Raw genomic sequence first — 13,395 nt, forward strand, 5'->3', positions numbered from 1 at the left:
TAAGCTAAGAAGTGTTGATCATTCAGCCATGGATGATCAACTTCTGCCACACTGCCCTTTAAAAGGGTGAATGGATGGATGCTCCTTCTGATGCTTTCTTGTGGGTAAAAGCATTACATATTATTGCAGTCGTTTGTTGGTTCGCGGCATTGTTCTACCTGCCACGTTTATATGTTTATCATGCGATGAGTGAAGATGGCACGAGTCATCAGCGTTTCCAAATTATGGAACGCAAGTTGTACCGTGGCATCATGTGGCCGTCAATGCTTGCCACTCTCATCACAGCGCATTTTTTAGTGGATTGGGGTGATGCAACTCGGCATTACCATGAAGCACTCTGGTTTTACCTGAAAGTTGGATTAGTGGGCTTACTGGTGATTTACCATTTTGTTTGTGGTTATTACCGTAAAAAACTGATGGAAAACCCGCATTACAAATCACATAAGTTTTGGCGTTTCTTTAATGAAATGCCAACGATTATTTTACTCGCAGTAGTGATTTTAGTAGTGGTTAAACCGCAGTTTTAATCCAGTTGATTTAAAAGTACATTCTCTCTATTAAATGAGGAATTTAAAACCTCCTCAAAAATAGAATCCCTCCATCTACAAAGCAGTGCTTTTCACCTTCATAAAAGGCAGGAGTAATTTATATCTAATGCTTTATATGATTAATGGCACTGTTGCAAATAGGGATCTGAGTCGATGATGTTCCCTTTAAAAAGTGCTTAGAGACCAAAAATTCTATTCACTAGATATACTTAACCCTGATGCAGAGGTGGTTCCACTTGTTTGAACAACTAAAAGCGTATTTATAAGTGATATTCTGCTCAGTTAAGCTACCTTATTTTGTTGTGGTAGCTGGTCATAGTAAAACTCATCTGGAGTCATTTTGTCCAGACTCGAATGAGGTCGTTTCAAATTATAAAATTCAAAATATGCGTTTAATTGCTTCTTCGCATCCAAAACATTGCTGTAGGCTTTGAGATAAACCTCCTCATATTTAACGCTCCGCCATAATCGTTCAATCATCACATTATCGACCTATGAGCAGTATACTGCGCAAGTTTACCGTCCATGCTGATTTGGATGTCATTTGATTTTAACACTTCAATAAACGCATCACTGGTAAATTGACTGCCTTGGTCTGTATTCAATATTTCAGGTCGACCATATTTTTCAATAGCTTCATTTAATGTTTCTATACAAAATGCAACCTCCATACTAATCGATACTCTATGCGCAAGCACCTTACGGCTGTACCAATCAATCACAGCACATAAGTAGACAAAGCCTTTTGCCATAGATAGGGATATATGTTATATCCGTAGACCACACTTGATTACTCCGTTGAATATTCAATCCTTTGAGCAGATATGGATATTTACGGTGAGCTTGATTGACCTGACTTAGATTTGGTTTACGATATAACGCATTAATGCCCATTTTTTTCATTAAAGTACGTGTATGACGTCGTCCTATATGATGTCCTTGACGGTTCAATAAATCACGCATCATCCGGCTACCTGCAAAAGGGTATTGCATATGTAATTCATCAATACAGCGCATCAGCTTCAGATCTGATGCACTCACAGGTTTTGGGCGATAGTAATAACAACCACGGGAGACTTTCAGTAGCTTAGCTTGCTTAGATACTGAAATCTGAAGTGAGTCGTCGATTAACTTTTGTGGTTGAAGCGGCCCAGTTTCTTCAACACACCTTCTAAAAAATCAATTTCTAATGCCTGCTCACCGATTTTTGCATGTAGTTTTTTTAGATCAATGGGTGGTTCTGCTGGAGCTTTTGATTGATCGAAGGCTTGCGAGGAAGCCGAAATCAATTGATTTTTCCAGTCGATAATTTGGTTTTGATGAACATCAAATTCAGCACTCAATTCAGCAAGTGTTTTTTCTGCTTTAATCGCAGCAAGTGCTACCTTAGCTTTAAAATCATTTGAATGATTTCTTCTTGGTCTACGTGCCATAAAATACTCCTTATATCGATGTTTATAACATCATTTGGGGAGCAAAATATCACTTATAGGTGTTGTTCAAATTTCCTGATCCACCTCTGAGTTTTGATTTTAATTTAGCCTAATAATTTTTATAATAAAGTAAAAATAAAAAATATCTATATAAGTATTTGATTTTAATCTGAATTAATTCAGATTAAAATCGTGCATGATTAATTTTGCTTTTAAAAAATAATGATTAAAGTTCAGAAAGTAAAGTATATGGAAGAATTTTTCCTACATTGTAGGGATTTTATTTAAATATCTTTTACTAACCTGAATAGCGGATAAGCAATTGACTTGAAAAAGAGAAGGGCTAGAGTTGTACTAGCTCACCTTTTGCGTAGGTGTGGCGAGTATGTCAATTGTTCTGTGGGGTATCGCCGGGTAGCAATAAGGGCATCTGCGATATGTACTTTTTGCCTGGGCAATCTCTAAGGCATCTTTGATAATTTTTACTTCTACAGTTTTACGACCCAGCATTTGCTTAAGCCTCGAAAAAATTGAATTTTCAAATTTAATCAGATCTTAAGAACTTGATTTTACCCTGAGGGAAAATATTTTTGAGGGTAGATCAGTGAGTCAGCAAGTGAGTGTATTACGAAATAAAAAACTATTTATCAGTATTTGCACATTGGTCTTGGTGATTTTAGGAATTTGGTGGGGCAGCAGTTTACTACTAAATAAAAATAAAGCGGAAAAATCAAAGACACAAAATGTAGTCGCCAATGAAACAGAGACAATAGATGTGTCTGGTAATCAGATTTTAATTTCGCCCACACAGATTCAACAAGCAGGTATTCAATTACAAACTTTAGGACAAGTGACAAGAGATGTACAACTCGCCCTGACTTTGCAGGGGCAAGCGCAGTGGTCACCTCAAAGTAAAGTGGTCTTAACGAGTCCTGTAGCGGGTATAGTGCAACAGGTACTAGTGCAACCTTTAGCCGAAGTTGGTCTCCATAGTCCTGTACTGGCTATTCACAGTCCCGATTTAATTCAGATTCAAAATGAAATTTTACAAATTCGTGCACAACTGCAATTAGCCAGCCAAAATTTGGCACGTGAACGCAGTTTATATGCAGAAGGGATTATTGCTGAAAAACGTGTACAGGAAGCCCAGAATGTAGTGCAACGACTGAATATTGATCTGAATGCCAAGCAACGCATGTTGCAGTTTATGGGAGGAAGTAGCAGTCAGGGATTGAATCCCGTGGTGTATGTCAAAAGTCCAGCCAGAGGCAGTGTAGAAAGTTTACAGGTATCTGCAGGTCAATATGTAGAAACTGGTGCAGTACTGGGCCAGTTGGTGAATAGTGATCTACCTTTGCAATTAATGCTGCAAGCCCCTTTAGCGGATAGCAAATATATCCAGATTGGCGATTTGGTCAAAGTTGAGGGGTGTGAAATTACCGGGCAGGTACAACAAATTGCACCAGCACTTTCAGGCAATACGCAATCTCAAAATGTTCTAGTCCAAATGCAGGCCAAGGATAACTGTTTAAAAGTACAACAGTTTGTTAAAGCGAATATTCAAAGCCATAACCCGACAACAAAAACCGCATGGGTAATACCGAGTACTGCCTTAACTTTAAAAGATAACAAGCACTTCATTTTTATCAAGAACCAAAATGGTTTCGTGGCAATGCCTGTGGAACTGGTGGGTGCGAACCAGCAGCAAAGTCATGTGATTGGAAATGCATTAAAACCTGGAATTCAAGTTGCTGTGCGGGGTGTCGAACGTCTAAAAGCCGTTTGGTCAGGTTTCGGTGCAGAGCAGGCACCACCTGCCAGCAGTAGCACTGCGGTGAATTGAGGTTAGGCACATGTTAAAACGTATTATTGCATTTTCACTGAGTCAACGAATCCTAATGCTGTTATTGGGTATGGCAATCAGTGTTGCGGGTTATTTGGCATTTACCAAATTGCCGATTGATGCCTTTCCCGATGTATCAAGCACACAGGTTCAAATTGTGATGAAATCTCCTGGCATGACGCCAGAAGAGGTGGAAAGCCGTATTGTGGTACCGATAGAACAGGAAATGTTGGGAATCCCTCATCAAACTGTACTACGTTCACAATCTAAATATGCTATTGCAATCATTACCCTGGATTTTGCAGAAGGGACAGATCCTTATTGGGCCCGACAACAGGTCAATGAGCGTTTGACTGGAGTCATGTCAGCTTTGCCTGGCAATGCCTCTGGCGGGATTGCGCCTATGACGACGCCATTAGGTGAATCTTTTATGTTCACTTTACATGGTCCTATGAGTGATATGGAAAAACGAACCTTGCTCGATCGGGTCGTCCGTCCACAGCTCAGAAAAATTGAAGGGGTAGCGGATGTCAATGTCCTGGGTGGTTTGGCACGTACCTTTGAAGTGACACCTAACCTGGATGCTCTGGCATCGAGAGGTCTATCTCTTGATCAGTTAAAACAAGCAATTGAATTAAATAATGCAAGTGACGGTGCGGGGCGTCTGAATGAAAATGGAGAATCATTACTGATTCGTAGCGATAGTCGTGTCACCAATTTACAAGAGCTGGGTGAGATTATTGTTTCCAATCATCAGGGGACGCTGGTGCAAGTGAAGGATGTCGCCGATGTTCATACCGGTGCCCTTACCCGTTACGGAGCGGTAACCGAAAATGGTCAGGGTGAAGCTGTTGAAGGGATTGTCCTCACCTTAAAAGGCGCCAATGCACGTCAGGTTGTGCAAAGTGTGCGTGAACATTTGCATGACATTGAGAAAAACTTACCCCCGGGCGTTACGATCAAGCCTTTTTATGACCGTGGTGAACTGGTGAATCGTGCCATTCATACCGTGAGTAAAACCTTGGTCGAGGCGATTGTATTGGTCCTGATTTTATTGCTGTTGTTTTTAGGCAATTTAAGAGCCGCTTTGGTGGTTGCCGCGATTTTACCTTTATCTGCGTTGAGTACTTTCTTAATGATGCGTCAGTTTGGATTAAGTGCCAACCTGATGTCATTGGGTGGTTTAACCATTGCCATTGGTTTGCTGGTCGATGCGGCGGTTGTGGTGGTTGAAAATATCGAAATGCAACTGGCAGATGCACACGAGTCCAAACACCGTTCGTTTTTACCCCCGCTGAATGTCATTTATCGCGCAGTTTGTGAGGTGGCGGTGCCGGTGACTGCAGGAATGATCATTATTATGCTGGTCTTCATTCCGTTAATGACGTTGCAAGGTCTGGAAGGGAAGCTTTTCTCTCCAGTGGCACTGACCATTGTCTTTGCATTGTCGAGCTCACTGATTTTTTCATTAACGATTATTCCGGTGCTGTGTTCCTATTTTTTAAAATCTCAAGCACATCACACGCCGTATATTGTTGCTAAGCTGGAACAGGCATATAGCAAGGTGTTAAATGCAAGTTTGGCCCATCCGAAACGTGTTTATGCTTTGGCCGGAGGTGCTTTGGTGGTTGCTGCACTCATTTTTCCACTCATTGGTAAGTCCTTTATGCCAACCATGGATGAAGGTGACACCATATTGCAGCTGGAAAAAATGCCATCGATCAGCCTGCAAAATTCGATTGCACTTGATCTGGACATTCAAAGAAGAATTCTAAAACAAGTTCCAGAAGTGGCCCGCATTGTGGCAAGAACCGGTTCGGATGAACTGGGCCTTGACCCTATGGGCTTAAATGAAACCGATAGCTTTGTCATTTTGAAACCGCAAGATCAGTGGCAGGGACAAAGTAAGGAGCAGATTTTAGCCAAAATTCGCCATGTATTGGCCGATGTTCCTGGGGTCAATCTCACCTTTAGTCAGCCGATTGAAATGCGGACTTCAGAAATGTTATCGGGTGTACGTGGAGATTTGGCCGTCAAAATTTTTGGTACCGATTTAGATCAGCTGAATCAGCTGTCTAAGCAAATCTCTACCGTTCTACAAGGGATCAAAGGCAGTGAAGATGTCATGACTTTGGAAAATTCTGGGGTGCAATATCAGGAATTACGTATTCGTCGTGATATGGCTGTCCGCAATCAGTTAGATAGTCAGAGCATACAGGCACAACTCAAAATGCTCATTGAAGGGCAGCAGATTAGTTCGATTATTGAACAGGGGCGACCAGTTCCATTGATGATGAAAGGTGATCCACGTCTGGGACAATCCAGTTTTGCCCTCGCGAACATGAATTTACCTGTTGCAAACTCAGCGGCTGTACCGTTGTCCTCTTTAGCAGAAATGGTCAAGACTGAAGGCGTCGTCAAAATTGACAGGGAAAATGCTTCAAGAATGTCCGTTGTCCGTGCCAATGTGCGTGACCGGGATCTGGTTGGTTTTGTCGAGGAAGCAAAACAGCAGGTTGCCCAGAAAGTTAAATTACCGGCCGGCTATTCATTGAAATGGGGTGGACAGTTTGAAAATCAACAACGTGCAGCAGCGCGTCTGATGCTGGTTGTCCCTGCAGCGTTGACCATGATTTTCTTCCTGCTCTTTACAACTTTAGGGTCTGTTCGTCAGGCAGTACTGGTTTTTGTGAATATTCCCTTTGCTTTAATTGGGGGAGTCGTAGCCTTAGCCATTACCGGTGAATATTTATCGGTACCTGCTTCTGTTGGGTTTATTGCATTAATGGGGATTGCCGTACTGAATGGTTTGGTGATGATCGGTTATTTTAACCAGCTCATTTCACGCGGCGTTGCAATTGAAGAAGTGGTTCGTGAGGGGGCGATGCGACGTTTACGTCCAGTAATGATGACTGCAAGTATCGCGGCTTTGGGTTTAATTCCCTTGCTCTTTACCACTGGGCCAGGTGCTGAAATTCAGCGTCCATTGGCGATCGTGGTGATTGGGGGATTAATTTCCTGCACCTTACTGACGCTGATTTTACTTCCTAACTTGTTCAAACAATTTGGTTTAGTGCGAGATACTCATGTCTGAAATGTGCCAACTCTCTATCAACATCTCCAGTGATATTGCGGAAGAATTAATGAGCCATTTATGGCTTATTCCCGAGATTGTGACAGGATGTACCTGTATCCCGGCACAAGGTTTCGGCAGCCGCCAACATTATCGCAACATTCAAGAAAAAATTCGGGGTGCAACTGAGCGTAATTTGATTCTGTTGATTTTACCCCTCGCAACTGTACCTTTAGTTTTAGCCCATATCCAAAAGAAATTTAAATCAAGTGACTGTTTCTATTGGGTATTACCAACCATAACATCGGGTTATGCTGGTCAAGGAGAAGTGAACGAATGAAACCAGAGATAGCGACTCAACCCCGTTTGCTGGGTAAAGCCTTACGTTTACTGGGCTTGGGCTGTTGTGTGATGATGACTTCTGTCGTATCCGCGGAACCCGCTTTGGATCAAGTCTTGCCGCAACTCGATGCGGTCAAACAGAGCTTGTTACAGCATCCAACTGTTCGATCGGCAGTTTCGGACCAGGACTATGCCAATTTTGCAGGACAGGGGCTAAAACTGGGCCATCCCTGGACCGTGCGTGCAGGCATGCAGCTTCGTAACAGCAACGCCCAGGATGGTCAAACAAAGTCCAATAGTTATGAGCCGAGCTTTGGTATTGAAAAGCAGATTCGTTTGCCTGGCAAATACGAGCTGGATCAGGATTTGGCGCAACGAGGGATGAGTATTGCGGAATTAAAATATGAAGATGCCAAACATGAAGTTGCCAAAAATTTGCTAAATCAGTGGTTTGCATATATGCGCAGTGCTTTGCAATTGACGCGTTTAGAGGAACAGCAAGCAAGAATACAGCACTATATGCAAATGACCCAGCAGCGTATTCGTGCTGGAGATGCCCCACGACTGGAACTGATGCTACTTAGCAATGAATCGCGGCAAATCGAAGAGCAATATATGCAGGCTAAAACAGCTTACTATCAAGCACAGCAGTTATTGTCACGTGATTATCAGGGAAATATTCCAGAACACTGGAGCAGTGATGTCATCAAAATTCGACCACTCGAATATACACAGACTGAATGGATACAGCAGGTTTTGTCTGCCAACCATGAGCTTGAGCTGGTTAAAACACAGGCAGCACAGCAAGATGCATTAGTCAAAAGAGAGCAACTCAATCGGGTACCTAATCCTACGGTCGGAGTGGGCTATAGTCGTGAACAGTCTGGCGTTGAAAACTTGATGAGTGTGAGCGTTTCAATTCCACTCGCCAGTCGGCAAGTGCGTATAGCTTCTGGTATGGCCATGGCGGAAGCTCAAAAGGCCAATTTTGAGATCGGACGAGTAGAAAACCGTTTGCGTCAGGAAACGCAATACTGGTTTACGCAGATGGAGTCGGCAACTGTACGGAGTGAGCAGGCTCAACAGAATTTGGCACAGTTACAGCAACAACATGGATTGATGCAAAAAGCATATAAGCTTGGTGAATTGAGTTTAAATGAACTGTTACTTCATTCACAGCAACTGGTTGATGCGCGCGGTCGAATTGATCAAGCCAAAATTGATTATGCAGAAAGCTTGAGTTTACTATTGCTGAATTCGCATCAGTTATGGCCTTTACATGAGGATCATCAGGCAGAGTAAAATAGTAGAGTGCTGATATATCAATGCCTTGTATGATCATTATTCGGTTGGTGTTCTGTCTTTCTTGGGCCAGAGTACCTGCCGCTTTCACAGAAATAAATATAGGCTTATAAGTAGCAGAATGAGAAGGTAGCTCAGACGTGAGAATATTGTTAGTTGAAGACGATGCCTTACTGGCTAAGGCGACAGCACGGGGCTTAGATCATGCAAATTTTGTGGTCGATATCGCCACCACAGCAGAGCAAGCCTATCATTTTTTGGCGAGTTATGATTATCAGTTTATTTTGCTTGATTTAGGTTTGCCAGACCGGAATGGATTGGAAGTTTTAAAGTCACTGCGCCGTAAAAAGAATAAAGTAGGCGTTATTATTCTGACTGCTCAGGATAAAATTCAGGAGCGTATTTCAGGTTTGGATGCAGGAGCAGATGATTTTGTAGTTAAGCCATATGATTTGTATGAAGTCATTGCACGGATTCAAGCGGTATTGCGCCGTATTTCAGGTGAAGTGAGTGATTTGATTCAGATTGGCAATATTGCAGTTAATAAAGCGACCAAACAGGTACTGAGAGATCAAACTGAAGTTGAATTAACTCAGAAAGAATTTCACTTGCTGGAACTCTTTATTCTTAACCGTGGCCGGATTATTTCACGGGAGAGCATAGAAAACTCATTTTATGCCTATGATGCGGATGTAAGCAGCAATGTGATCCAGGTCTATATTCATAATTTACGGCGCAAGCTTGGAAAAAACATTGTCCGTACAGTACAGGGTTTTGGCTATATTATGGATGAAAATTATTGATGGCCAATTTCATCCGCAGTTATTCATTGACCCGGCGTCTCTCATTGATTTTACTGGTTATCACCGCCACTGTCTGGGTGGGTAGTCTAGGCTGTATCTACTGGGGAATGCAGCGCACGGCGAACAATATCTTTGATAAATCACTGGTCGAAACCGCCCATGCTTTACTCTCGACCACTTCAAGTTCACTGGAAGGGCGAATCCCTGACCATACTGTCATCGAGAAAGCTCAAGGTGAGCATTATAATCAGATTATATTTCAGATTTGGCATCGTAATGGCAAGTTGATTTATCGTTCGGTTGGCGTGGACACACACCCCTTTGTTCAGCAAGCCAACTTTGGCTGGATTAAAATTCACAATCAAACCTATCGCAGTTATTCGGTTTGGGACAGCACTCACACTATACAAGTACAAATTGCACAGGTCTGGACCATCCGTCAGGATATCCAGAGAGATATGCTACTATTTTTAATAGTGGTTTCAGCATTTTTTTTACCATTATTGTCCTGGCTGATTTTGCAGACCGTACGTAGCAATTTGTCCACTGTATTCAGTATCAGTCAAAATCTGGAAAAGCAGTCGATTGAACATTTAAAACCCATCAACCCTGTCGTGCCCAAAGAAATCGAACCTTTGGTGAAGTCATTAAATACATTATTGAGTGAAGTTGCAGAAAGCATGCAACGTGAAAAACGTTTTACCTCAAATGCAGCCCATGAGTTACGTACACCTTTGGCGGCGATCCGTTTGCATGCACAAGTTTTGCAGAGTGCACGTTCTACTGAGGAGGCACGAGAAGCAGCAGAGGACATTATCATTGGCATTGATAAGGCCTCACGAATGATCACGCAGTTACTGACCTTGGCCCGGATAGAACCCAATGGTCAACAAATTCAAGGCCCGGTTGATCTGGTTAATATGATTCAAAGTACCCTTGCGATGATGGATTTTCAGCTTCGTCAGGCAAAGATTGACTTACAGCTACAACTGGAGTCAGCCCTGGTCATGGCACAAATGGATCAATTGGAAATTATGCTCCGTAATCTTTTAGAAAATGCCATTATCTATCGTAGCCAGGAACGTCCGTGTCTCATTAAAATTAGTTGTGGCTGTGTTGAAAATTATAGTTTTGTGCAGATTGAGGACAATGGAATCGGTTTGGATGAAGCACAAATACCTCTGATTTTTCAAAGATTTTATCGAGTGAATCAGAACAGTACAGTTATTGGCAGTGGTCTAGGCTTATCGATTGTTAAGCAAATTGTCGATCTATACCACGGAAAAATTGAGTCCCGCCGGGCAGATGCCATTGGCGGTCTGGTGATTAGGATTGAGTTTAAAATCAAAAATAAATAACTGTACTAAGATAGTACCCAAGAGTAATTTTTAAAATTTTAAATTAGGTTGTCACCACTACGTGTGGTGACAGAGGTCAAATAAGCTCGCGATCCTACACTTAGATAAGAGGCTGCAATATGACAGTGAAAATCGGCATAAATTTTATTAAAAAGCATAACTTGATTTTTATGGTGTGTTGAGAATTGGGCCAATAAGACTATTTCGTTTATAGTTTCATCATGGATAGATACATGCTTACAGATGCTCAATGGGCGAAAATGGAACAACTCTGCCTCGGTAAAGTCACAGATTGTATACATAGCGGTACACATACTAAATTAGTTATTGAAGGAATTTGATCATCATGGCGTAAAAGCAGTAATGCTTCCCAAAGCTAACTGTATAAAGTTCAGCGTATATCTGATCATTGTATGTATCAATGGCGATATTTTATCGAAAATTACTTTTTTAAATTGAAAATAATTCAAACGTATAGCCATACTTAGCTATAAAACATACTCAAGTTTTGCTGCCATAATTTATATTTGTGCGAGCGTAATTAACTCTCGTTAATTCTCAATACATCTTGGTAAGATGTATGTTATTTATATAACTCAACAGAATACTAATGTTTGCAGCTTTGCTGATATCCTGCAGAATATTTGAATATGGGTCGACGGTTCAAAAATTTCTTTATCAGGGCTAAAACACGTAGTCTCTATTGCTCAGGTCTTAGAGAGTAGATCGAGCTAAATTAATATAAATATACCTTTAAAATACAAGGAGTCTCAAAAATGGCGAGTTCTAAAAAAGAATCTAAAGCAGTGAAAATTGATATTGGTATCTCTCATAGTGATCGTGCCAAAATCGTGGAAGGGTTATCTAAACTGCTAGCGGATAGTTATACCTTATATTTGATGACCCATAACTTTCATTGGAACGTGACTGGGCCACAATTCAATAGCTTACATAACATGTTTATGACTCAATATACCGAACAATGGAATGCCCTGGATATTATTGCTGAACGAATTCGGGCATTGGGATTTCCTGCGCCAGGAACCTATAAACAATTTGTAAAATTAACTGCCATTAAAGAAGTAGAAGGTGTTCCTAAAGCCGAGGAAATGGTCAGCCTGCTGGTCAATGCACATGAAACTGTTGCACGCACTGCTCGAAGTCTATTTCCCATCGTGGATGAAGTTAATGACCAGCCAACAGCAGATCTGATCACACAAAGACTTGAAGTTCATGAAAAAACAGCCTGGATGTTAAGAAGCCTGTTAGAAGAGTAACGATCTACTGCTATTCAACCGGTAGATATCTCCGCAAGCTTATCAATCAAGCGAACCATCTGTTGCAAAAACAGATGGTTCTCATTTTTTATAAATAAATGAGAGAGTGACTCAGCTCATAATTTAATTGTTAGCTTCACTTTTTGAGCACTTCAATCATAAATTGAATCACGTGGCTTTTGCCCTGATGCAATTGTCCTTCATAACGTTCTACATCTCCGACAAAAAAGTGAACAATATGATCGTCCTGAAATACTTCTAAAATTTCTTGAGGATCATATAGAAAATCAGGATTGCCAGGATCACCGGTTTTATAAGCAAATTGTGCTTTGGAATATACCTCACCAATAAAATGACCGTGATTTTTTAGTGCCTGACGTACACCCTGCAAGGTTTTTAATCGGGTAGCTGGATCGACATGACCAAATACACACAGAATATTGTCATATTGATCTTCTGGCCATTTCACTGTAGTCAAATCGATCTGCCGGGTTTGCAATTCAATCCCTTGTTCTTGTGCGTATACCTGGGCATTTTCAAGAGCAACTTGCGAATAATCCCACGCCTCGGCACTAAATGCTAAATGCTTCTCTCGTGCTGTACGTGCTAAATACAGGATATTACGCCCTTCACCCTCTGCAATAGCCAAGGTACGGCCAGAAATCGCATAACGTTGGCTGATGTCCTGAATAAATACATTTGCTTCTGAGCCATATAAATGTTGTGTTTCCCGATAACGTTTGTCCCATTCTTGATGCATATGGATCATCCTTTTACTCAATAAAATCTAAAAATACCTCATCGATTGTAGCTACCCCAAACACATGTCGCTACAACAACAGGTTTGTCATCTTGCAGCATGATCTAAATTTTTTAATGCCAAACAACATGCACGACTAAAAGAAAATAAGCACAAACCTAAAAAAGCCTAATTCTTTAAATGAGCTGATGGTACAGCGGTTCAATTCCGTCCACTGATGCCAAGATTCAAGCCTAAATCAGATGCCTGTGATGCAATTCGCTTGGTTCAGCTGGATAAATACTGTCGAATTGATGTAAAGAAAACCGACCGACTCCAGCACAGTTGGAAGGTGTCGAATAGGGTTATGTTGCAGATGCAGGCTTTATGCTGCACCTAACATTTTAATGGCGGGAGTCTGCGTTAAAGGCCGCCCTGTGAAACAGAAAGCAAGGGGAATCTATGAGCAAATCAGCTAAAGACTTTTGCTTTTAGCATTCCTGAAAAACCTGTGTTGCCCGAAATGATCTGAAAGTAGGGTTTGTAACTGCTAATTGAAATCTACTTATTTCTATACTATTATATACAACATGAGTAAATATGTAAGCATTAGCGTTGCAGCTAAAACATTAGGTGTTTCCATTCAAACATTAAGGCGTTGGGATGAAGAAGGCACT

10 protein-coding genes and 1 pseudogene are annotated in these 13,395 nt (G+C 41.4%); 9 read left to right on the forward strand and 2 right to left on the reverse strand.

Annotation, left to right across the window (positions count from 1 at the left end):
* Window positions 1-74 precede the first annotated feature (74 nt).
* Window positions 75-527: a protoporphyrinogen oxidase HemJ gene (gene hemJ / locus FTU91_RS13585; RefSeq protein WP_086194909.1), complete on the forward strand. Its 453-nt coding sequence runs from the start codon at window positions 75-77 to the stop codon at window positions 525-527.
* Between the two features lie 303 nt (window positions 528-830).
* Here the strand turns inward: hemJ and FTU91_RS13590 are convergent.
* Window positions 831-1,981, reverse strand: a pseudogene (locus FTU91_RS13590) (IS3 family transposase).
* A 604-nt stretch (window positions 1,982-2,585) separates the two neighbouring features.
* Between FTU91_RS13590 and FTU91_RS13595 the strand changes: the two are divergent.
* The 7 genes from FTU91_RS13595 (at window position 2,586) to FTU91_RS13625 (ending at window position 11,979) form a co-directional block, all read left to right on the forward strand.
* Window positions 2,586-3,824: an efflux RND transporter periplasmic adaptor subunit gene (locus FTU91_RS13595; RefSeq protein ID WP_180082485.1), complete on the forward strand. Its 1,239-nt coding sequence runs from the start codon at window positions 2,586-2,588 to the stop codon at window positions 3,822-3,824.
* 10 nt (window positions 3,825-3,834) lie between these two features.
* On the forward strand, window positions 3,835-6,918 hold the full coding sequence (locus FTU91_RS13600; protein WP_086194905.1) for an efflux RND transporter permease subunit: 3,084 nt from the start codon (window positions 3,835-3,837) through the stop codon (window positions 6,916-6,918).
* Entirely contained in the window at window positions 6,911-7,237 is a 327-nt protein-coding gene (locus tag FTU91_RS13605) for a DUF3240 family protein (RefSeq protein WP_016165445.1), read from the forward strand. Before FTU91_RS13600 ends, FTU91_RS13605 begins: the two co-directional genes overlap by 8 nt.
* Window positions 7,234-8,541: a TolC family protein gene (locus tag FTU91_RS13610; RefSeq protein ID WP_104442406.1), complete on the forward strand. Its 1,308-nt coding sequence runs from the start codon at window positions 7,234-7,236 to the stop codon at window positions 8,539-8,541. The genes FTU91_RS13605 and FTU91_RS13610 overlap by 4 nt, the downstream gene beginning before the upstream one ends.
* 140 nt (window positions 8,542-8,681) lie before the next feature.
* Window positions 8,682-9,344 (forward strand): response regulator, encoded by a 663-nt coding sequence (locus FTU91_RS13615; RefSeq protein ID WP_086194903.1) that lies wholly within the window; start codon window positions 8,682-8,684, stop codon window positions 9,342-9,344.
* A complete protein-coding gene (locus FTU91_RS13620; protein ID WP_180044455.1) occupies window positions 9,344-10,702 on the forward strand; it encodes an ATP-binding protein in 1,359 nt (452 codons plus the stop codon). Before FTU91_RS13615 ends, FTU91_RS13620 begins: the two co-directional genes overlap by 1 nt.
* 776 nt (window positions 10,703-11,478) lie before the next feature.
* Window positions 11,479-11,979, forward strand: a complete 501-nt coding sequence (locus FTU91_RS13625; RefSeq protein ID WP_086194901.1) for a Dps family protein — start codon at window positions 11,479-11,481, stop codon at window positions 11,977-11,979.
* Between the two features lie 136 nt (window positions 11,980-12,115).
* Here FTU91_RS13625 and FTU91_RS13630 read toward each other — a convergent pair whose 3' ends face one another.
* Window positions 12,116-12,739, reverse strand: coding sequence for a bifunctional 2-polyprenyl-6-hydroxyphenol methylase/3-demethylubiquinol 3-O-methyltransferase UbiG (locus tag FTU91_RS13630; RefSeq protein WP_180082487.1), 624 nt, complete (start codon window positions 12,737-12,739; stop codon window positions 12,116-12,118).
* Between the two features lie 569 nt (window positions 12,740-13,308).
* On the opposite strand from FTU91_RS13630, the gene FTU91_RS16690 reads away from it, so the two are divergent.
* Window positions 13,309-13,395: MerR family DNA-binding transcriptional regulator (locus FTU91_RS16690; protein WP_257221746.1), on the forward strand; the 87-nt coding region annotated here is incomplete at its 3' end.

It is taken from the genome of Acinetobacter sp. YH12201, from assembly GCF_013418145.1.
Taxonomy (GTDB): Bacteria; Pseudomonadota; Gammaproteobacteria; order Pseudomonadales; family Moraxellaceae; genus Acinetobacter.